Origin of the sequence: Paenibacillus chartarius (genome assembly GCF_042432825.1) — a bacterium.
Taxonomy (GTDB): Bacteria; Bacillota; Bacilli; order Paenibacillales; family NBRC-103111; genus Gordoniibacillus; species Gordoniibacillus chartarius.
Genome location: NZ_JBHLWN010000100.1, coordinates 44,124 through 65,357, shown reverse-complemented (window position 1 = coordinate 65,357; position 21,234 = coordinate 44,124). Strand labels below are relative to the sequence as shown.

The 21,234-nt window shown below is 57.7% G+C and carries 15 protein-coding genes; 2 read left to right on the top strand and 13 right to left on the bottom strand.

The window, feature by feature from the left end; genetic code table 11:
• Positions 1 to 32: 32 nt before the first annotated feature.
• Positions 33 to 251, bottom strand: a complete 219-nt coding sequence (locus ACFFK0_RS24940; protein ID WP_377473103.1) for a hypothetical protein — start codon at positions 249 to 251, stop codon at positions 33 to 35.
• Between the two features lie 163 nt (positions 252 to 414).
• Positions 415 to 1,773 (bottom strand): aminotransferase-like domain-containing protein, encoded by a 1,359-nt coding sequence (locus ACFFK0_RS24935; RefSeq protein WP_377473102.1) that lies wholly within the window; start codon positions 1,771 to 1,773, stop codon positions 415 to 417.
• A 139-nt stretch (positions 1,774 to 1,912) separates the two neighbouring features.
• On the opposite strand from ACFFK0_RS24935, the gene ACFFK0_RS24930 reads away from it, so the two are divergent.
• Both ACFFK0_RS24930 and ACFFK0_RS24925 read left to right on the top strand, forming a co-directional pair.
• Complete coding sequence (locus tag ACFFK0_RS24930) at positions 1,913 to 2,854, top strand: DMT family transporter (RefSeq protein ID WP_377473101.1); 942 nt, start codon at positions 1,913 to 1,915, stop codon at positions 2,852 to 2,854.
• Entirely contained in the window at positions 2,851 to 3,702 is an 852-nt protein-coding gene (locus ACFFK0_RS24925; protein ID WP_377473100.1) for an NAD-dependent epimerase/dehydratase family protein, read from the top strand. Before ACFFK0_RS24930 ends, ACFFK0_RS24925 begins: the two co-directional genes overlap by 4 nt.
• A 574-nt stretch (positions 3,703 to 4,276) precedes the next feature.
• Here ACFFK0_RS24925 and ACFFK0_RS24920 read toward each other — a convergent pair.
• From ACFFK0_RS24920 to ACFFK0_RS24870, 11 genes are all read right to left on the bottom strand, one after another.
• Entirely contained in the window at positions 4,277 to 4,867 is a 591-nt protein-coding gene (locus ACFFK0_RS24920; RefSeq protein ID WP_377473099.1) for an HD domain-containing protein, read from the bottom strand.
• Positions 4,868 to 4,924: 57 nt separating this feature from the next.
• Complete coding sequence (locus ACFFK0_RS24915) at positions 4,925 to 5,728, bottom strand: polysaccharide deacetylase family protein (protein ID WP_377473098.1); 804 nt, start codon at positions 5,726 to 5,728, stop codon at positions 4,925 to 4,927.
• Entirely contained in the window at positions 5,721 to 7,304 is a 1,584-nt protein-coding gene (locus ACFFK0_RS24910) for a glycoside hydrolase family 28 protein (protein ID WP_377473097.1), read from the bottom strand. Before ACFFK0_RS24910 ends, ACFFK0_RS24915 begins: the two co-directional genes overlap by 8 nt.
• Positions 7,301 to 7,969: a hypothetical protein gene (locus tag ACFFK0_RS24905; RefSeq protein WP_377473095.1), complete on the bottom strand. Its 669-nt coding sequence runs from the start codon at positions 7,967 to 7,969 to the stop codon at positions 7,301 to 7,303. The genes ACFFK0_RS24910 and ACFFK0_RS24905 overlap by 4 nt, the downstream gene beginning before the upstream one ends.
• Positions 7,966 to 9,330: a glycoside hydrolase family 28 protein gene (locus ACFFK0_RS24900; RefSeq protein WP_377473094.1), complete on the bottom strand. Its 1,365-nt coding sequence runs from the start codon at positions 9,328 to 9,330 to the stop codon at positions 7,966 to 7,968. The genes ACFFK0_RS24905 and ACFFK0_RS24900 overlap by 4 nt, the downstream gene beginning before the upstream one ends.
• 51 nt (positions 9,331 to 9,381) lie before the next feature.
• The gene (locus ACFFK0_RS24895; RefSeq protein WP_377473092.1) at positions 9,382 to 11,556 is read right to left on the bottom strand and encodes a glycoside hydrolase family 88/105 protein; all 2,175 of its coding nucleotides are present in this window, start codon (positions 11,554 to 11,556) and stop codon (positions 9,382 to 9,384) included.
• 92 nt (positions 11,557 to 11,648) lie between these two features.
• Positions 11,649 to 13,199: a type 2 periplasmic-binding domain-containing protein gene (locus ACFFK0_RS24890; protein ID WP_377473091.1), complete on the bottom strand. Its 1,551-nt coding sequence runs from the start codon at positions 13,197 to 13,199 to the stop codon at positions 11,649 to 11,651.
• A gap of 187 nt (positions 13,200 to 13,386) precedes the next feature.
• Complete coding sequence (locus ACFFK0_RS24885; protein WP_377473089.1) at positions 13,387 to 15,825, bottom strand: helix-turn-helix domain-containing protein; 2,439 nt, start codon at positions 15,823 to 15,825, stop codon at positions 13,387 to 13,389.
• Positions 15,826 to 15,927: 102 nt separating this feature from the next.
• Positions 15,928 to 16,794 (bottom strand): carbohydrate ABC transporter permease, encoded by an 867-nt coding sequence (locus ACFFK0_RS24880; RefSeq protein ID WP_377473088.1) that lies wholly within the window; start codon positions 16,792 to 16,794, stop codon positions 15,928 to 15,930.
• Positions 16,795 to 16,811: 17 nt separating this feature from the next.
• The gene (locus tag ACFFK0_RS24875) at positions 16,812 to 17,792 is read right to left on the bottom strand and encodes an ABC transporter permease (protein ID WP_377473087.1); all 981 of its coding nucleotides are present in this window, start codon (positions 17,790 to 17,792) and stop codon (positions 16,812 to 16,814) included.
• 18 nt (positions 17,793 to 17,810) lie between these two features.
• On the bottom strand, positions 17,811 to 21,068 hold the full coding sequence (locus ACFFK0_RS24870; protein WP_377473086.1) for a glycosyl hydrolase: 3,258 nt from the start codon (positions 21,066 to 21,068) through the stop codon (positions 17,811 to 17,813).
• Positions 21,069 to 21,234: the final 166 nt, after the last annotated feature.

Genomic DNA, 21,234 nt, shown 5'->3' with positions numbered 1-21,234 from the left:
TGCCTGCGCCTGCGTCGCACATACAATGGTGTCTAGAGCATTGCCAGGATACTCCCGACTGCAAAAATACCGATACAGACCGCGAATACGATCAGCAGCGCCTTCCATATCCTTGTCCCAGCAGTTCCGAAGAAATGCGTCACCGACTCCCTGCACAAGTAATGGAGGAGAAAGCCGTTCCAAGCGACGCCTAATCCGGCCAAAGCGGCTAATAATGTAACCCCCGCCGGTCTCGTGTAATCGGCTTCCATGATTTCTTCTTTCGTTGATTGCGGTGCTGAGTTCGACAGTAAACTACCTCCTAGGATTTTGTAGATATAATGATAGCATTGTAGCATTCCTTCCATTATTCGACAATAATCATACGAGAATCGCTCGCTGGATCACTCAAAATCGCAGTCGCGCCGCTGCGTATTATTGCTGCTTTGCCCATTTGGCGGCCATCCGTCCGATTTCTTCGAAAATAACCCGGATCCCGGCTTCAATCCGTTCCTCGGGCGCTTGCGATATGCTCAGCCTTAGAAGCGGAAGCTTCTCAAACGGCGTTAAATAACACGAAGCGCTGTCCTTCACGACGATATCCCGCTGCCGCAGCCGCTTGAGAAGGGTCGGGATATGCAGCCGTTCCGGGAGCTTGAGATGCGTATGCGCTCCTCCCTTCACTGCCGCATGCCGTACATCGACCGTATCGTTGTGCTCGTCCAGCGCCAGCTTCAGCCGCTTCATGCGCTGCTGATACGTTGCGGCAAGCTTGTGCCGGCGCCGTTCATACATGCCGTTCTGCATATAGATTTCCAGCGCCGCTTGCGACAGCAGCGAGCTGTCGATATCGGACAGCTGCTTATGCAGCTTGAAGCTGCCCTGCAGTGCCGGAGGCAGGATGGCCAGACCGAGCCGAAGACCGGGAAATAACAGTTTGGAGAAGCTCCTTAAGTACACGACATGGGAAGAATCATAAGCATATATCGGGTCCGCCTTCGTGTCGGTCTCCAGATCCGCCAAGTAATCGTCCTCCACCACATAAACATCGTAACGCCTCGCCAGCTCGGCAATCGCCTTCTTCGTGCGTTCCGGGTACGAGGTTCCGAGCGGATTGTGAAACCGCGGAATCGTATAAAACATCTTCACATCGTCCGTCCGAAACCGGTGCTCCAGCATGTCCAGATCGATGCCCTGCTCCGTCCTGACGATCCCGTACGCCGGAACGCCGTGCGTTTCGAGCAATTGGATCATCAGATGATAACTAGGCTGCTCCAGCAGCACGGCCCGCTTGGCGTTCGGGAACGGCATCGTCGCCAGGATGTGCAGGGCTTGCTGCGCGCCGGTAGTGACGACCATTTGTTCGGGCTTGGCAAACACCTGGCTTCCCGCCAGGTGTTTACACAGGATGTGCAGCAGCGAGGGCAGACCCTGCGGCGTGCCGTACGTAAACAAATCGTTGCGGTACATATCGATGGCCTTGTTCAAGCAATGCTGAAAGTCCAAATACGGAAACAGCTCCGGGTCCGGAGAAGCCGCCGAAAAATCAATGGCCGACCGACCGCTCTCCTGGCCGGCGGCAGGCGTCTTCACCACGGCGTAATACCCGCTCTGCGGCACGGTGTAGATCAGATGGCGTTTCTCCAATTCGGCGAACGCTTTGATCACGGTGCCTTTGCTGCATCCGTAGCGCGCCGACAATTCCCGGATAGAAGGGAGGCGCCCGCCTCCGCGAATCGTTCCGTCTTCCAATTGCGATTCCAGCTCGCTCATCAAGTGTACATATTTTCGCATCGTGAAGCTCCTCCTCCGCCTAATTGTACCGGTACAGTTAGCTCATGATTTCATTGAATAACCCGCTCCCCGTCCATTATGATGAATGTGTTCGGAGCCGGCCGGCTTGAAGAGCAGAACCGCAGGGGAGTGACTCTACATGACTGCACATCGGGCTATCTATGGGATTGCCTTATTGTATTCGATGATCATCGGCTTGACCAACTTATTTACGAAGCTGGCGCTGCAGGCCGCGGATCCGGTCGATACGCTCGCCGCCCGGTTCACGTTAGCTTTCGTCGTCATCGCAATTCCCGTATGCTTAGGACAGGTTAAGGTAAAGTGGCGGAACCGCCGCTGGCTGCCGCTCCTGGCTGTCGGGCTCTTGTACCCGGCCGCCTTTTTCGGATTTTCCGCCTATGGCCTCATCTATATGACAGCGTCGGAAGCGAGCATGTTTCAAGCTACCGTACCGATTTTTACATTGATTCTCGCTGCGGTCATATTAAAGGAACGGTCGACCTGGGTGCAAAAGCTGTCCGTCCTGTGCTCGGTTTGCGGGGTTATCGTCATTCTTGCTGCGGGCGGAGCGTCGGTCCATGCCGTCAGCGTAACCGGCGGAATTCTCGTCCTGATTTCAACGGCGTCACTGTCGCTGTACGGCGTGATGGCGCGCTTGTTCAGGGAGCAGTATTCGGCAGTCGAAATGAGCCTAGTCATGATGTTTGTCGGCTGTGTATTCTTTGACGCCCTCGCTATTGGCAAACACGCTTTCGCAGGTACGCTTCACACGATGCTGGCGCCTTTGAGGGAGCCTATATTTGTGGGATCGATTGCCTATTTGGGGATCATGACGTCTGCGGTTTCCTCTCTGCTGTCCAATTACTTGCTCTCCAAGCTCGAAGCGTACCGCATGAGCATGTTTGTCAATCTCGGTACACTGTTCTCGATCGCGGCCGGCGTCGTCTGGCTGCAGGACCGGCTGGAATATTTCCACATCATCGGCGCGTTGCTGATCGTAGTCGGCGTGCTGGGCGTTCAATCCCGAATCGGCGGCGGTAAAGCCAAAATTCGTAACCTTATGGAGGTAGAAGCAAAATGAACATCGTTGTCGCAGGAGGAAGCGGAGTCATCGGAAGGGCGCTGGTGCCCTTGCTGGTACAAGAGGGGCATGAGGTGACCGCCTTAACCCGGACCGGGCATCATGCCGAAGCGCTGAAGAAGATGGGAGCGCGGCCCGTTGCGCTGGACGTCTTCGACCGGGAAGCCGTCTTCGCCGTACTTCGCGATGCGAAGCCGGACACCGTCATCCATCAGCTCACATCGCTTGGCGCACGAAACTTCGCCGAGCACGCGAGAATCCGCAAGGAAGGTACGCGCAACCTGGTAGACGCCTCGCTTGCATGCGGCGTGCGCCGGATGATTGCGCAGAGCATCTCCTGGGCCTACGCTGCGGGCGATGGGCCTGCAGCCGAAGACGAACCGCTCGACCTGGATGCGCCGCCGCCGCGGAATGCGACGGTCGAGGCGGTCCATGCGCTCGAAAGCACGGCAGCCGAAATGCCGGATTATGTCATTCTGAGATACGGGTTATTTTACGGGCCCGGCACCTGGTATACCCCCGGCGGCTATATCGCCGAGCAAGTGCAGCAGCGGCAGCTGCCGGCTGCAGACGGCGTCAGCTCTTTTATTCATGTCGAAGATGCCGCTAGCGCCGCCGTACTAGCGATCGGTTGGCCGTCCGGTATCTATAACATTACGGATTGCGAGCCGGCTCCCGCAACCGTATGGCTGCCGGTATTTGCCGACGCGCTGGGAGCCCCGGCACCGCTCGTTCAACCCGGCGGCGCAAGCTGGGAGCGCGGGGCGTCGAACGGCAAAGCGCTTCGGCACGGGTGGAAGCCCCGCTATGCGTCGTGGCGGGACGGCTTTCGCCATGGACTCACCTAAGAAGGCTGCTGCCGAAAACAACCCAAGAAGCTCAGCCCAACGATGGACTAAGCAGCCCTAACGTCAACTACGTCACGAGAGCAAAGTAAAAAAACGGAGCCTCCCGTTTAAGGGATGACTTCGTCTTTTTTTCTACGGGGCTTGGCGTTGCTGATGCGGTTCGTTTAGCCGATCGGGAGGGCCCTATTTCACCGCTATCGCCCTTTTCATTCAAAATAGAGACTTTGGCGGCGCTATCGAAGGTCAATGGATGAAATTGGGCTTGATTTCCTGATGGCTGGAAAATAACGCCCTCAAAATCCACTAAAATTGTAAGTCATCCAGTCTCGAGCCAAATAACGGTTTCGGAAACCGCTATAGCTCAAAAGGTTATCCGCACGACCAATTCCTTGCTTAAAGCGGTTACTGCCTCTTCTTACGGAACGTCGATGCGCTATCGCAGTTCTTTGCTAAAGGATCGACTTAGCTCGAGGACGCTAGCGTATAATAAGAAAAAACAGCGGCAAGGATGCATAGAACTTTACGTTCAAGTTCCAGTCCGCCGCTGTTTCGTCATGAAGCCAGAAACCGCCGATTAACTCAATATCCCTTTCGCCAAGGCTTCCTCCACCATGCGCTTCGCATAAGCCCACAACGCCTCCGAGCCGTTCTCGATAACGCTGTTGCGGGCGAGTACGCGGTCGTGGGTGATGCCGTTCTCGCGCCAGGACTGTCCGTTATTGTGAAAATTCAGCAGCATCGGATGCAGCCGGTCCAGCGCGAGCGCAAACCGCGCCTCCGGCGTCTCGTTCGCTTCAAACTCGTGCCACAGCGCCATCAGCTCGTCCCGCTGCTCCTCCGGCAGCATGCCGAACAAGCGGTCCGCCGCCATCTGCTCGCGCTCGGCTTTGTCCTCGTGGCCCTTGACGTCATAAGCAAACGTGTCCCCGGCGTCGATCTCCACCACGTCATGGATCAGCAGCATCTTCACAACGCGGGTAAGGTCAAGCTCCGGCACATTGGCGTGCTCGGCGAGCACGATCGCCATGAGCGCCAGGTGCCAGGTGTGCTCGGCGTCATTCTCGTGGCGGTCGGTCCCCAGCACTTTCGTCTTGCGGAAAATGTTCTTCATCTTATCGAGCTCAATAATAAACGCAATTTGGCGTTCCAGTCGCGATGCCGTCACAGCACTTCTGCTCCCTTCCGTTCCTCATGCGTCCATTGTACATGATAATGCCGCAAATTAGCCAATCAGCGATACTTGCTTGCCGCCGCCGACTTCGACGATGCGGCCGTCGACCTCGAGCCAGACGGACTGCGCCGACGGATTGTACACAAGCTCCCGGGACGCCGAGAACTTCAGCCCCGCGAACGCATTCATGTAATCGACAATCTCGATATTGGTCGCGTACCAAATATCGTCGCGGCCGCCGACGGCGGCGCAGAACCGCTCGATCACGTCCCAGTTGCTGTCGTTGTCGAATTCGTAGCTGTGGCCCCAAACGTACATCAAGTACAAATACTGCCGCTTGTGCAGCTGCAGGAACGATTCGGCGCGCTCCAGCAGCTTGTCGTTATGATGGCAGGTCGGCTTCCACTCGTACCAGTCGTCCGGCATGCCGAAGCCTCCGGTCGTTTGCACCGGGCGCGAGTACTCGATGCCCAGATGCGGAAGCATCGACTTGATCCCGCTGTTAAAAGAGCCGTTCGGGTACGACATGCCGCGCACGGGATAGCCGACAACCGCCTCCAGCACCCTGCGGTCCTCGTTGATTTCGTAAACGAGCTGCTCCTTCGGACAGCGTGCAATCGTCGGGTGCGTCAGCGTGTGCGCCGACACTTCGTGCCCGAGGTAGAGGGCCGCGGCTTCCTCCGCCGTAAGGCGATCTTCTCCGCCAAGCAGCCCCCCGTTAATATGGAACGAGCCCTTAATCCCGTACTTGTTAAAAATCTCAACGAGCCGCTTGTCGGCGTTACGGCCGTCGTCGTAGCTCATGGTCAGCGCCTTGTGCTTCCCCTCCGGGAACGAAACGACGACTCTAGGCATCGCGCGCTCCCCCTTCCGCAGACAGCCGGTTGCCGGTGCTGAAATAGCCGGTTACCGGAGCCCCGTCCGCCGCTTGAACCGCCGAAGCGGCCTTCGACAGATCGTTGTTCAGCAGCGCCAGTTCCTCAGCGGCCGTATCCGCCAGCTTCAGGAACACCCCGCTGCCGCGCTCCGCCCGCGAGCCTTCCACCACGACGTCACGTACGCGATGAAGCTCGATCACGCTGTGCTCAGCGTCGCTTGCGGCGCCGCGGAAGCCGCGAATCATCAAATCTTCGACCTGCTCGGCGTATACCGCGTTCGACCAATGCTCGCTTTTGTCTTCGCCCCACACAACCTCGATATCGCTGAGCGTGACCTTCCGGGCGTGCTTGCAGAACAAAGCCGGAATGTGATGCGCGAACACGCCGCGCGCCGAAGGCTGCGTATCGAACCAGCCGCCGGGGTAGCCGCTTACGCGGCGCAGCTTCGTCCGCAGGCCGCGGATCGAGATGTCCTCGATGACGCTCTCCTCCGAGTCTTCCAGATAGATGCAGCCTTCCGTCTCGGCGATAATGTTGTGGAAGCGGATGTTGCGGATGCTGCCGGGCGGCAGCTGGCCGCCGTTACGGCGCTCCGCCGTAATGAAGATCGGCTCCGACTTGCCCCACCAGCGCAGCTGGCGGTTAATTTCCTCTTCGTCGCTGAACAGTCTCGTTTCCATGATCAGGTTGGAGAACAGCATATTCTCGATCGTGGCGCCGTCCCGCACCCAGATGCCGACGCCGCGGTTGGAATTGCGGATCACGCAGTTCGTCACGGTGATGTTACGGATGTCGGCGTGCGTTTCGGTGCCGATCTTGATTGCGGAGTCGTGCGACATGAGCGTGCAGTTCGTCACCGTAATATTTTCGCAGGCCCCGTAGCGCTCTGCACCGTACTTCGTCGTCTTGACGACGATGCAGTCGTCGCCCGTCTCGATATGGCAGTTCGAGATGTGGACATCCTGGCAGCAATCCGGGTCGATGCCGTCGTTGTTCGGTCCGCGCTGCTGGCCGAGAATCTTAATGCCGCTAATCGTTACCGTCCGGCAGCCGGTCATATGCAGTCCCCACGACGAAGCGCGGTACAGCGTCACGTCGCGGAACACGACGTTCGTGCAGCCCTCGAAGTCGATCAGCTTCGGACGGAACTGCCCGAGCGGCAGCAGCACATAATCGCTGACGCCGTCCTCCGGCTCCAGAAACTGCTCGCCCCGCCCGTCGATCGTGCCAAGCCCCGTCACCGCAATATTCACCGCATGTCTTGCGCTCAACAGCGCCCGGCTGCCTTGGCCTTCGCTAAGCTCCAGCTCATCGGAGCCCTCCGGCGCGGTAAAATCGGCCTCCTCCATCGAGCTCACGATGCGCCCTTCCGCCTCCAGATGAAGCGTTACGTTCGAGCGCAGAAGCAGCGTGCCGGACAAATAATTCCCCTTCGGTACGAGCACCGTGCCGCCGCCATGCTCGGCACAGGCGTCAATCGCGGCCTGGATGCTGCGCGTAGCCTTCGTCACGCCGTCGCCGACAGCGCCGTAATCGAGAATGCTGACGATCATGCTTGTTCTCCTCCTTCATCGTAATACGCAAACAATTGATCGATATGTTTAAAATACAGATGCCCGTCTTCCCAAGCTTGAAAATGCAAATCCATCCGCGAATCTTCCCAGTTCTCCGGTGTCCCCTTCGTGGACAGTCTTCCAGGCACTACCGGCTCCTCGATTACCTTCGGGAATTCCTGATAGCCGAACAGCAGGTTCTCGTGCATCGCAATGATCTCGTACTTGTCTCCCGAGAAGGCGCGTTCCTCTTGAAGCTGGTAGTGATAGTAAATATAGCTGCTCATCATTTCCGGCTTCAGATGGGCGACCCGGCCGGCGCGGCGCTCGACGGGCTGCTTGCGCCGCCAGTGCAGGGCGCTCGCAGGCTCATTGAAATGGAACACATCGATCATCAGAATCCAATGGCGCGGCTCCGGCTTCCCCGGCCATTCGGCCAGGTAAGCTTCCAGCCCCGGCACCAGCTCTTCCGGTGCGACGTCCCGTTTCACGCACTCGTAATACAGAAACAAATTGTCGTTCCAGGCAAACCCCGCTGCCGTCATCAGTACGCCCTCGCGCACAAGCCGCTCCGCTGCTGCGGACGCCTGCCGCACGGCGTCGATCGCCGCAGAGCCGGCGCCGGCGCGAAGCTGGGCCCGATACATTTTCCTGGCGATTGTCACGATTCGATCACCTCGATGGTTGGTAGTTGCACATTCCGGCAGTTGTCCGTGCGGAGCTCCGCCGGTTCCGTCAGACGAATGACCGCTTGCTCCATCGTCCAGTCCGCTGCATGAGCGATGAAGCCCGGCTCGTTCACGCTCAGCTCGATCCGTGCGAAGCGGATGTCCCGGATCGCTTTCTCCTCGTACGCTTCGACCTCGAACGCCTTGGACCTTCTTCCGTCCTCTGCGGCGAACCGGCTGTTCGCGGTTATGTCCGAAATGTCGATATCGCGAAACTCCGGAATCCCCCGCTCCGGAGGCAGGACCGGCTCCGCCATGACGCGCCAGTGCTCCGGCACCTCGCCTTCGAAATCGTCCGGTATCGACGCATAGCTGTAGCTGGGATGCCAATTGAGCAGGAAGCTGAACGGACGCAGCACATCGGTCATCGTAATATTCCGAACCGTGATGTGCTCAATGACTCCGCCCCGCGTACGCGCCGATTTCAGCCGGAAGCCGTTCTCCGTACCGGTCATCTCGATATCCGAAATATGCACGTACCGGATGCCGCCCGACGTTTCGCTGCCGAGCGTAACGCCGGCCCCGCGTCCGAGCTTGCAATGCTGAATCCGAATGTGCTCGGAGGGGCGGCCCACACGGAGACCGTCCGCGTCGCGGCCCGCCTTCACGCAAATATTGTCGTCGTTGCAGTCGATGTCGCAATGCTCAACAAGCACGTTCGACGACGAATCGATGTCGATGCCGTCGGTGCTCGGACCGCCGCTCCGAACGATCCGCAGCCCGCTAACGACGACTTGATCGGAATAGCAAATATGCACGTTCCAGAACGGCGAACGAACGAAGGTCAGGTCTGCGATGCGGACATCGGAACAGTTCGAGGCGAGCAGCAGCCGCGGCCGCCGGCAGTCGTAATCGACGGCCCAGCGGAGGCCGCGGGCGGTATAATCCTTGCGCATGCCGCCCAGCTTGTCTTGCCCCCAATACCGGTCCCACCAATATTCGCCCTGCCCGTCGACGATTCCTTTCCCGCTCACGGCAACGTTCTGTTGGTCGAGCACATTAATCAGCGCGCTGGGCCAATGCATTTCAATGCCAGCGACGCGCGTCCAAATGAGCGGATACGCATCGTCGTCCACAATCGCCTGCAGAACGGCCCCTTCGGCGATATGAAGCTCCACGTTCGACGGAATGTAGATCGCCCCCGACATGTACACGCCTTCCCAAAACACGACGCGGCCGCCTCCCGCTTCCGCTGCGGCATCGAGCGCAGCCTGAATGGCGGCCGTACAATTCGTCAAACCGTCGCCGATCGCTCCGAAGCGGTCTACCGGAAAATCCATTGTCTTTTTTCTAAACACAGTATCGTCCACTCCTCAATCCGGATATCCGTTACGATCGGTCTTTATAGATTATTGAGTCTCAAGAGCGCGCATCATTTCCCGCACCTCAACGCCGGCCAGCATGACGATGCCGATCCCGTGGGTGTCGTTGAGCAGCCAGGAGAGCTCATCTTTATAGTAGCGGGCGGCAAACGAATACCCCGAGCCCCGGCAAACGCCGTAAACGTTGCCGTGCTTGTCGATGCCGACGCGGGTCAGCCCTTCCCACCCTTTGAGAACGGCCGCCGCATACGGACGCGCATCCTCCAGCCAGCCGGAGCGTACACCGCGGGCGAACGCGTACAGGAACATCGACGTGCACGACGTCTCCTCGTAGGACTCCGGATCGGTGAGCACCTGGTGCCATAAGCCGCGTTCGCCCTGCAGACGCAAGTAGCCTTCGCACAGGTCGCGGAAAAACACCAGCAGCGCCGGGCGTTCCTCATGCTCCTCGGGCAAGGTCTGTAACAGCTCGGCGAGCGAAAACAGCACCCAGCCGTTGCCTCTTCCCCAGGCGACTTCCGTCTGCTTGCCGTTCTTCAAATCGTACACGTGCGACATAATCTGAAGCCCCGGCATGTAAAGATATTGCTTGTACAGCAAAATTTGCCGCACCGCATCATCCAGCGTGGCGGTGTCTCCCGTCAGCTCGTAATAGCGGCAAAGGAACGGAACGCTCATATACAAGTCGTCGCACCACATCGTATTGGCCATGAAATCGACGCTGCCGCGAACCCGGTACAGCGCCCCGTCCGGCAGACGGTCCTGGCGGTTGCCGATGTAGTCCGCAATTCGCTCCGCCGTTTGGCGTGCCCCTTCGAGCTCCCGGTGCTTCATTCCCGCCAGCATCGTGGCGCCGAACGAGCCGCAGTCGTCAAGACTGTCGATCATCGCGATTTGGTTGTTCACGCCGGGCGCGCCGTAACGCTCCGCATCCCATAGCGCGTACGCGTCGGCGGCGGTGCAGCTCTCGATATGCCGCAGCACGTAATCGACGTAATCGCCGCGTCCGAGCGCCGTCCCCGTCTGCATCAAACCGAACAAGGTAACGCCGAGCGGATAGTTCCACTTGCCGAACAGCGGGTTCTCCAAATAAGGACGTACGCGGCCAGCCGGCATATCGGCGCTCCAGAAGACGCCATCCCCGCCGTTCTCGAACACCTTGGTCGCAGAAGCACTCAGCTCAAGAACTCCAGGCTGCTTCCCCGCAGGGAATGGTCCCAGATAGAGCCAGTGGTCGGCGAGCCCTTCCACCGGGAACGGCTGCCGCCATTGCAGAGCGCCGTCCGTCTCCAGTGTGAAGCCCCAACGCGGACCGCCGAGGCACTCGGACAGAACGGCGATATCGTGTCTGCCGAAGCCAAGCTCCGTCTCCAGCGCGAACTCTCCGGCTTCCGCACTGCGATAGGCCTCCACACCGTCGACATACACGACGATCGTTCCGGTGTGGCTGCCCCGCAGCGCTGCCTTCCGCTTCCCGGGAGCCGTATTGTCCAGCGAAGTCCATGCATACGCCGTCCGGCCCGGCTCGGCGCCGAACTGCCGGGCGAACGCGCCGGCTTCCAGCTCGGCCTCGCTCCATCGCTGCTCGGGGTACCATTTCACACCGCCCTGGGCGAGTTCCTCAGCGCTCCCTCCGGCGAGCAGCGGAATCAAATCCTGCTCTGTAGGCTCGGAATACACCCAGCCTTCCTGTCCGTCCCGTTCTGCTAGCGGTGCAATGAAATGCAGCGGGAAATTTTTGAACGAAGCCGTCCCGAACACCCCGCCGCACCCGGCAGCCGTCTTCAGATACTTCAGGACGACCTGATTCCAGCCGCGCTCGACCGGGGCGCGGAACACATTTTTACGAGCCGGGGCCATTTCATCGGAAATATTCGACGCGAACGACTCCTGCCCATTGATGTAAATGTTCACCGGAGCATAACAGCTGATGCCGAAGTTCAGCTCCGTCGCCTGATCGCTCCACAGCTTCGCCCATACGTAAACAACCTGGCCATTCTTCATGTCCGCCCATTTGCTCGTCATATCCATCTCGTAGCGGAAGTCGTGAATCCGTTTGAAGCCGTCCTCGCTGAAGAGACGGTACACGAACGGATGCGGCGGATTGGCTCCGATGTACCGCTCGGCGATAACCGACAGTGTCTCCTCCACCTTCCCGCCGGTTCTGCTGTAAATCGATTCATTCGGGTCAAAATAATTCATATGGCTCTCTCCCTCTCTTTATAAGGTTCAATTTGGTGCGGTTACGCAAAGCGACCCCCGCACCACATGTACGGGAGTCGGCTATGACAAATTTACTTGGTGCCGGAACGTTTCTGATAAGCTTCTGTCAGCTCTTGGCCAATTTTCACGAAGTTCGGGTCTACTTTCATCTTGTTCACGAAATCGTCCCATGCTGCGAGCGATTCGCGGCCCATGATGACCTTCACTTTCATATCTTGCACTTTCTTCTGGAACTCAGGCAGCGACAGCTGCGCCGTCTGGGAGAACAGGCCGAAGGAGATATCCGCCGAGCTCGTCTTGGCGCGCTCGTCTTGGATCTTCTTATACGTTTCCTGTACGTCTTTCGGGAAGTAGTTCTTGATCGAGCTCGCATACGGATCCGCAACGTAAACGATCTGGTTGAAGTCCGGTCCGCCGTTCTCTTGCAGCTTCTTTGCGTCGACGACCTTCACGCCGTCCTTCACGGTATGGTCGATGCCTTCGATACCGTATTGCTGGATGTTGAAGACGTCGTCGTTCATCCACGTATCGATCATCTTCAAAATCCGCTTCATCTTAGCTTCGTCCACTTTCTTCGGAATCGCAAGCACGCCTGCGAAGCCAGGACCTTTCGGGTTGTAGCCGTTCAGATTCGTGAGCGGAACGAAGTCGGATTCCTTAAAGTTCGGGTTCGTCTTCTTAATTTCGTTCACATACTCAGTGACGGAGCCCGCCTTCTCCCACATGACTCCCGCTTTGCCGGCTTTCACCAAATCCTTCACCTGGCTTGCCTTCATAGAAGCGAAGTCTTCCGGAATAAGCTTCTCCGTGTACAGCTTGTTCATGAACTCGAGCGCCTTGCGCTCTTCCGGCTGGAACGCGGAGTATTGCATTTTGTTATCCGTGTATTTCCAGAACCCGTTCGCCCCTGCGAAGGAATACTCGAGCTGGCCGAGACCTTCCATCTTGTCCGGCGGCGTAACGTTGGCGGCGAGACCGATCGTGTCTTTCTTGCCGTTCTTGTCCGGATCGTTCTCGGTGAATTGTTTCAGCACATTGTAGAACTCGTCCGTCGTCGTCGGCACCTTCAGGCCAAGGTTGTCCAGCCAGTCTTTGCGGATGACGAAGAACGCGTCGGCTTCGGATGGGCGCGGACGAGGGATGCTGTAATTTTTGCCGTCGTCCATCTTGGAAAGATCCCATGCTGTCTTGGAAATTTTGTTCGTCAAGTTCGGATAATCTTTAATGTAGTTCGTTACGTCCCAGAACACGCCCTGCTGAACCGCCGTACGGAACGTCGTCTGCATGAGCTCCGGCGGAATATACACGAGGTCCGGAATATCGCCGGATGCGAGCGACACGTTCAATTTATCGTTGTAGCTATTCGCCGACACCCATTGAATCGTCATCTCGGTGTTGGTCGCCTTCTCGATCAGCTTCTTGATAGCGTTGTCATTTGCCGGCGGATTTGCACTGAGCAGAATCGACATGATGCTGAGCTTCAGAGGTCCTGTTTCTTGAGCGGTTTGTCCTTGCGACGTACCGGATGCATTCCCGGCATTGTTAGCGCCGCATGCAGCAAGCATGGAAGCGGCCAGCATGGCAGCGGATACGCTGACCAGCATTTTGCGGTTGATCTTCATTGACGTCATCCCCTTTGTGTATCGTTCGGTCTCGGTATTGATCCCGGTAGCTCCAAGTTACGGCAGCGGCGGTTTCCCGGCAACGCAACTTTTTTGCAGCGGCGATTTTGGCTCATTTTATCCTTTGTTGCACAATAATCTTTCCTTGCAATTGGAGCCCTGAAGCGCCCGGGAGGCGAGGCGCCGCCTATTTCTGACGGTCGCTCTGCACCATATCCCGGTATTGGCTCGGCGTCATGCCTTCGACTTTCTTGAAGATCCGGTTGAAATACGTATGCTGGTATCCGACCTTCTCGGCGATCTCGCTCATCTTCAGCTGAGTGCTCTGTAGCAGCTCTTTGGCCGTGCCGATCCGCATATTCGTTAAATAGTCGATAAAATTAATGCCCGTTGCCTGCTTGAAAGCACGGCTTAATGTATACGGACTCGTTCCGAACATATCGGCGCACGATTCAAGCGACAAGTCGGTCGCATAATGCTCCCGGATGTAAGCCATGACCTTCTCGACGACTTGCTTCAGTTGAAAATCTTGCTTGGAAATCAGCTCCTGAACGTAGGTGCCGACAATTCTCGATTGGAACCAGCTCAACATCTCGTCAGGCTCGTTCAGCTGCTGGAACTCTTCGTACACGCTGGCGCCTTCGAAGAGAACGATCGGATTCATGCCCGATTGCAGCATCGCATGCTGGATACTGCCCAGCAGCTGCAGCATGCCCTGCTGGATGATCAGCTTCTTGAAGCCGGCCTGCGACAAGTCCAGCATAAACTGGCGGATCAGCTTCACCGCTTCCTCCTCGGACCCGAGGCGAAGGGCGTGAATAATTTCTTTCTCCAGCGTGAAGTTGTAATGGAATTCGCGCTGCGCCAGCGATTTGTTCAGCTGCTCCACGTCGATCAGCTCGCTCTTGCCGCCTACGTCCCAGTAAGAGATCGATTGCCGGGCTTCCTCGAACACATAAGAGATATGGCCGAGCTGCGCCGTCATATGGCCCAGCACGACGACCGCCTGCAGCTTCAGCATGCCGCCGATCACCTGAATCAGCTCTTCGCCCAATTCCTTCATCCGCTCCCGGCACTGCTCTGCGCTGTAGTCGCCCGGGAACGTCAGGAACAGACTGAGCGACATATCGTGATAATTGAGCGTCTCGCACGGAATTCCTTTACTGTGGCCAAGCTCTTGAGCAATATTCCCGACGGCGAACGCGAGCAGCTCCGCATCGGATTGCGAGAAGCGCGCCTCGGGATCGGTCATGCCGCGCAGCTGCACGACCATTGCAGCGAACTGCTTGCCCTCGACATCGATGCCGAGCTGCTTCAGCCTGTCCTTGATTTCGGTCTCCGACAGCGCAAACAAGTAGCCTTGCACAAGCTGCATGAGGAAGCCTTCGCGCAGTGCGGGCGTATGGCGGTCCAGCTGCTCGCGAAGGGTCGTGCTTTCCCGGGTCATTGCCTGCCATTTGCTCTCGATCCACTCGAAGCCGCTGGCGTTAAGCTTCAGCTCCGGATTGCCGAACAGCCGCTGCAGCACCCGTTCGAACGGTGCGAACAAACGAGACGAAGCGAACCAGGTCAACGCCATCGCAATAAGAAGCCCGCCGATGGAAATCAGCAAAATAATTTTCGAGACCAGAAGCACCGGTGCGGTAATGTTGGATAGCGGTACTGCCGACATGAATACCCATTTGGCGCCTAAGCGGCTGAATTCGCTGGCCGAGACCGAATACGTCTTCCCCTCGACTTCGTACAGCATCGATTCGTCTCTGGTATCGCTTACGTCTGCGCTCCGCTTCGTGTACAACGCTTGAAGCGCCTGCTCCAATTGCGGCTGACGTTCTCCCGAAGAGAAGCGTCGCCCGCTGTCTCCGGCGATCATCAGCGCCGTACCTTCCTCGTATGGATTCAGTGATTTCAGCTGTTCCTTAAGCTTATTCCCATCCAATTGGGCAATCAGCAATCCGAATGGCTCCGCAGGCACCCCTGGCACCTTGCTGACGAGCGTCAGGACGCCCTCGTCCGCACCGGCGGCCTTACCTGCCTCAGCCGCGCTTTCATCCGTCCAGAACAGCGCTTTGCGCTGCTGAAGCATGCTTTCGTACTTTTGTACTTCGGCCGTATCGTTTACGAACGAGTACCCTTCCTTCGTCAAGACGACCGGCCGCGGCGTGCTCAAATACAGCTCCACTTTGCCGATCAGCGCATTGGAGCCTTCAATGATGAGCAGAGTACGGTACAGCTCCTGCACCTGATCGTAGTTGCGGACGAAGTCAAGCTCCTTCAGCTTGGCGCCGAGTCCGGGGTCGTACGTCCAGTGCGAGAACGTCATTTCCAGATTGGCGAATTGCGACTCGATATTATGCTCCTGCTCGATCAGCTTATTATGGTGAAGACGCTGAAGCTCGCTCTCGATTCGCCCAGTCACGATGCCGTAAATGGATAACCCCGTGACAAGTCCAGGCACGGAGGCGATTAGCAAAATAATAATAAGCGTATTGCGGTAAAAGCTTCCCTTCTTGCTTAGCACGGCTGCATCACCTTCCACAGATTCAGAAGCCGGCACAAGGAATCGAAGCCCGGCCAGCCCGAGATGACCTTCATTATAACCGATTCCCGCTGCAAGTTTCGACAAAAAGCGGGAGACTCTGGACTTCTTCATTTTTACAGCAAAGGCCGGTCCCCCGTCAACACGGGAAACCGGCTTGTTTGGAAAGCTAAGCTGCAGCGAAACGAATTACCCCTTGACCGAACCGACCATCGCGCCTTTGGCAAAATGCTTCTGAAGAAACGGGTAGACGAGCAGGATCGGCAGCGTAGCGACAACGACGGCAGCCATCTTCAGCGTCTCCGCCGGCGGCGCCTCAACGTAAGCGGCCATGCCGAGCTCGCTGCTTTGCGAATTCAGAAGAATGTTCTGCAGCAGCACTTGAATCGGCCATTTCGAAGCGTCCGTCAAGTAAATCAGCGCATTGAAGAAGGTGTTCCAGTAACCGACGGCGTAGAACAAACCGAATGCCGCAAGGGATGGCAGCGACAGCGGCAAAATGATGCGGATGAACGTCGTGATGTCGTTGCACCCGTCGATGGACGCCGACTCCTCAAGCTCCGCAGGGATGCCGTCGAAGAAGTTTTTCATCAGAATCACGTTCCAGCCGCTTGCCAGGGTCGGGAGAATAAGCGACCAGATGCTGTTGATCAGGTCCAGATTACGGACCAGCAAGTAGTTCGGAATAATGCCCGGCGAGAACAAAATCGTCAGCAGAATCAGCAGCATGAACGTGCTGCGTCCCGGCAGCCGCTTGCGGGATAACGCATAGGCGAGCGCCGCGGTGACGACGAGCGAGCAGGCCGTGCCGACTAGCGTAAGCACGACGCTGTTCCACAGGGAGCCGATGAACGCCTTTGTTCCGAGCAAATATTCATACGAAGCCAGCGACCATTTCTTCGGGAACAAGATGAGGTTGTTTTTCAAATATTCCGTCGGGTCCGTAAAGGATACAACGAATACGTAGTAGAGCGGGAAAATGGTGACGATAGCAACGAGGCCGAGCAGCGTCACGTTGAATGCGTCGAATATACGGTCGTTTAACGATCTTTTCATGTGAACCGCACCCCCTTTTAGTACACGCCTTCTTCGCCGAATTTTTTAGCGAGCTTGTTGGCAATAACGACCAGCGTAAGGCCGACAACGGATTTGAACAAACCAGCGGCCGTACTGTAGCTGAACTGCGCCTGCTGGACACCGACGCGGTATACGTACGTATCGAACACTTCCGCAACCTCGGATACGGCGCCGTTATACATGAGCAAGATTTGCTCGAAGCCGACGTCCATAATATGTCCGAGGCGGAGAATGAGCATGACGACGATGACGCTGCGGATGGCCGGCAGTGTCACGTGCCAGATTTGGCGCAGTCTGCCCGCTCCGTCCATGCGCGCCGCTTCGTACAGCTGCGGATCGACGCCGGCGATCGCGGCCAGGAAGATGATCGTGCCCCAGCCGGCTTCCTTCCAGATTGACTGGATCGTCAGCATAATCCAGAACATGTCCGGATTGGACAGCACGTCGACGCGCTCCGCGCCGATCGCGGTCAATACTTTGTTGAACAACCCCTCGCCGGTGGCGAACAGCAGGAAGGTCAAGCCGGAAATAATAACCCAGGACATAAAGTGCGGCATATAGACGATCGTCTGCAACGACTTCTTGTACATCTCGCTGCGCAGCTCGTTCAGGAAGAGCGAGACGATGATCGGCAGCGGGAAGAAGAAGATCAGGTTCATGAGCGAGATGCCCATCGTGTTGCGGAACAGCAGCAGAAAATCCGGGTTCGAGAAAAACCGCTCAAAGTGCTGGAAGCCGACCCACGGGCTGTTCATGATACCGCCGATCGGCGAATAGTTCTGGAACGCGATCACGATACCGAACATCGGGATGTACTTGAAAATAAGGAAGAAGACGATCCCCGGTAAAGCGAGCAGGTACAAATATTTGCTTTTGACGATTTCCCTCCACAGCAGGGCGAGCTTGCCGCGCTTGGCGGCGGAGCTGCGGCCTCCTCCGGAAGCCGGCACCGCGGAAGTCGATTGAATGTTAGCCATAGTGAGTGCTCCTTTCGTTTAGATATCGATGACCCGGTGCTCCCGGTAATCAAAATATTTTCCTTCGAGCAAACCGATCAGTGTGCCCGTTACGCGAACCTCCACCTCGTTGCCGCCTTCCTTCAGCAGGCTGACCGGCCCGGTCCAGACGTATGGGGACCAAGGACGGATGCCGAGCGGCTGACCGTTCACCAGCACTTCTACCAAGTCGTGAACGTCCCAGCCGTCGAAACCGAGCTCGAATGCGTCGTTGTTCGGGAGCCCTTCGAGTGCAAAGGATGACGTGAAGCTTAGCGTACCGGCGTAGTGCGGGTAGCCTTCGTAGTAGCGAGGCTCCGTCAGTGTTGCCGCTGACTGCGGCGGCGCCGTAACGACCGCACATCCTTGCTCGTCGAACGATGCGCCGAAGTCACCGTACAAGTAGATCGCGTCGACGATGCCGTCCCAGTCATGCTCTATATCAATGCGAACCGTCAGCTCATTCCAGCCTTGCACAAGTGCATGTTGGATGCCGCACATCGTATTGGCGTAATCGTAAACGAGCTGTTTGCGGAAGTCTCCGCGATGGAAATCCGTGCCATTGAGCGTCAGCGTAAATTCTCCGGATATCGCCGTTTCATCCATCAGCAGGCTGCAGCCGGCCGGTACGTGCTCCACGAAGAAGCGGACCGTATATTCGGCTTGCAGCGGATAAGCGAGCGCCGTCTTCTTCGGCACCCCGAACACTTGGCTGAAGGATACCGGCAGGGCGTGCTGCTCGCCGATATCGGCGCATTGGTCAATGAAGCTCTTCGCCTGCACCAATACCGCCGGAACATCCCCGACCTTAAGCTGGAACCGGTCGATACGCAGTGCGTTCGGCTGCAGCGCCTTCAGCTTCCAATCCGCCTCCGCGGGGAGACTCCATCTCCATAGAGCTTTCGGCTCCGCAGCTTTCCGGGCTTCGCCGCCGCGCGTCAACCGTACCGTATGCGACGCATACGGGGCGAACGTCAGCGGGACGATCAAGCTCCCGTCGTCGCTTTGCTCCGCATGAAGCGGCTGCTCGGCGCCCGTTTCGATATCCAGCCTGTCAACCGTGATAGCGGCGTCAGCCCATTCCGGTCCGATAAGACTCGGATCAATGCGAAGCTGCAGTTCATGGCTTGCGCCTTCTTGATTGGTGACAAATACGATATATTCGTACTCGGACATGCGCCGATCTTGCTTCAGGAACACCGGCTGCGCTTCCGCGCCGCTGCTGCTCTCCAGTTTCACCGTTCTTGGCAGGAGCCGGTTCAACAGCGCGCTCAGCTCGTTCAGAGCAGGCTCCACCGGCTGGCCGCCCAGCCGCGTAATGAAATGCGCTTCCTTGTCGCCTTTGGCTATAAGGGTCTCGCGCTCGCTTTGCGCCGTCTCCCCGTTCCAGTACGTCGACTGAGTGTCCTGCCCGAGTCCGAACGTCTCCAGTGCTTCCCGATGCGCCGCGCCTTCCGCGTCTATCGCTTGGTAAGGCAGCAAGCCGAAGCCGATGACCTTGCCTCCGCCGTTCAGGAATTCCTGAATTTTCATCCAGGCTTTCTGCTCCAGATTCGAGACCGGCGGCAGGATCAGTACAGAGTAAACGGCTTTCCCAATCCGGAGAGTACCGTCTAGGACGACAGCCTCCGCCAGCAGCTCCGGATCGAGATGGTCGAAGTCGCGCCGATCCTTCAGCAGGTGCACGTGCAGCGACTGCCAATCGGATTTCAGCTGCTGCAGCTTCTCCTTCTCCTGCGGGTCTCGGCCGCAGTAATCGAAGTGGTGCAGCGGATTCGCCATATGCGCCCACAGCGTTGTTGTCGGATCCAGCATGGCGATGCGGATGTCGGCAACGCCCTGGCTCATCATATAGCAGATGCGGCCTGTGTAGTCGCCGAGCTGCCGGAAGTGCGGCCAATACGGATTCTGATAAAATTGCGACGGCGGCGCGTCATGCTGCGTCATGCCGTCAATCGTATAGAAGAAGGCATGGAAATTTTGAAAGTTAATGCCCAGCGCCGCCATCCGGTCGATCATCCACTTGGCGTCCTGCAGGTTCATCGACCAGCCTACGCTGTGGAAGCTTTCGTTCAAGCACCGCTCCCGTCCGAGCTGGCGGGCGATCGAGCTCGTCATCTTCGGATTGTCGCGGAAGCTGAGCGCATAACGCCGCAAGATCCAATCAAGCGGTCGGCCAAGCTTCTCGTGCGCACTGTCGCCGCCCGGAATATGGCTGTAACGCTGCGTCGTCATCCGGATCGAAGGCACTTCGGCGACGTATTCCAAGCCGCGCTCGTCGCACCAGTCGTGCACAGGCTCGTGGTAAGATTCGCAGAGCATCTCGTGCAGCGTTTGATAATAGTCGTAGCGAATCTTGGCGGCGTCCGGGTAATCCGCATTGTGAAGCGCCGGCAGCCGGTCGATCAGCGAGTACCCGTTGCGCTCGAGGAAGCGCGCCGGCAGCTGCGGCGACCAAGGATTCGTTCCGAGCAGACCGATTTCGTCGGTGAACATCCCTTTCACGGTTGCGCCGAATTCGTCTCCGACAGCCTGCTCGTACCGCTCGTGCGTGAGCCGGATGAACGTCTGCATCGCTTCCCGGTGGCACGGATCGACGAACGTCCCGTAGTATTTGAAGTCTTCGATTTCCTTCTCCTGATAGACGGCTACTTCCCACTCGCTTCCCGTTTCAAGCTCCGGCGCCGTCCAGTCCAGCCGGAAGATGGTGCGGTACGTGAAGAACCGCTTCTGGTTATATGTCGTAAGTCCTGTCTTCTGGAACACGGGATCCGCTTGATAGTTACCGATCGAGGCCTGCAGGTCGACAGCGCGATCCCACAGCTTCTGCCCTGCCGCCGTAACCGGCACCGCCTTCGCATGGAGGACGCGGGCCCACGGCAGCTCCAGCGACACCTGCTCGCCGCCGCCCGCCTTCCGCTGCGTTACCTCGAGCGTCTGATGCTTCGCCTCGGGGTGCAGCAGCGTCACTTCGCCGCCGGCAATGCCGCTCGGGTACGGATACTCGTCGTACAGCCATACATGCATGCCGCGCTTCTTGGCCGCCTCGATGGCAAACTTCACTTTATCGAACCAGGATTGGGACAAATACGAAACCTTCATCCCCTGCCGTGCGCATAAGAAAAATCCGCCGACGCCCTGGGCAGCCATCTCCTCGATCTGGCGCTCCATCTCCCGCTCATCCATATCCCCGTTCCAGAACCAGAACGGATGAATGCGGTATTGAACCTCCGGATGTTGAAATGCCGTTATGTTCATAAGAGTCTCTCCTTCGCCGTGTACCTCGGGTATGACCTTACGATACTTTCGCTCCGCTTTGCGGGCAAGCACACATTCTTGCACCCGGACCCGGGGGCGGGTATCACTTTCTTGCGGCTTAACATTTCCTTGCAAGCCGCGGTATTAAAGGGTTTGTGCGTTCCGT

What these genes read in the sequence shown, in the direction of transcription:
- ACFFK0_RS24940 (WP_377473103.1), bottom strand. Translation starts at nt 251, where the DNA reads ATGGAAGCCGATTACACGAGACCGGCGGGGGTTACATTATTAGCCGCT.
- ACFFK0_RS24935 (WP_377473102.1), bottom strand. Translation starts at nt 1,773, where the DNA reads ATGCGAAAATATGTACACTTGATGAGCGAGCTGGAATCGCAATTGGAA.
- ACFFK0_RS24930 (WP_377473101.1), top strand. Translation starts at nt 1,913, where the DNA reads ATGACTGCACATCGGGCTATCTATGGGATTGCCTTATTGTATTCGATG.
- ACFFK0_RS24925 (WP_377473100.1), top strand. Translation starts at nt 2,851, where the DNA reads ATGAACATCGTTGTCGCAGGAGGAAGCGGAGTCATCGGAAGGGCGCTG.
- ACFFK0_RS24915 (WP_377473098.1), bottom strand. Translation starts at nt 5,728, where the DNA reads ATGCCTAGAGTCGTCGTTTCGTTCCCGGAGGGGAAGCACAAGGCGCTG.
- ACFFK0_RS24910 (WP_377473097.1), bottom strand. Translation starts at nt 7,304, where the DNA reads ATGATCGTCAGCATTCTCGATTACGGCGCTGTCGGCGACGGCGTGACG.
- ACFFK0_RS24895 (WP_377473092.1), bottom strand. Translation starts at nt 11,556, where the DNA reads ATGAATTATTTTGACCCGAATGAATCGATTTACAGCAGAACCGGCGGG.
- ACFFK0_RS24890 (WP_377473091.1), bottom strand. Translation starts at nt 13,199, where the DNA reads ATGAAGATCAACCGCAAAATGCTGGTCAGCGTATCCGCTGCCATGCTG.
- ACFFK0_RS24880 (WP_377473088.1), bottom strand. Translation starts at nt 16,794, where the DNA reads ATGAAAAGATCGTTAAACGACCGTATATTCGACGCATTCAACGTGACG.
- ACFFK0_RS24875 (WP_377473087.1), bottom strand. Translation starts at nt 17,792, where the DNA reads ATGGCTAACATTCAATCGACTTCCGCGGTGCCGGCTTCCGGAGGAGGC.
- ACFFK0_RS24870 (WP_377473086.1), bottom strand. Translation starts at nt 21,068, where the DNA reads ATGAACATAACGGCATTTCAACATCCGGAGGTTCAATACCGCATTCAT.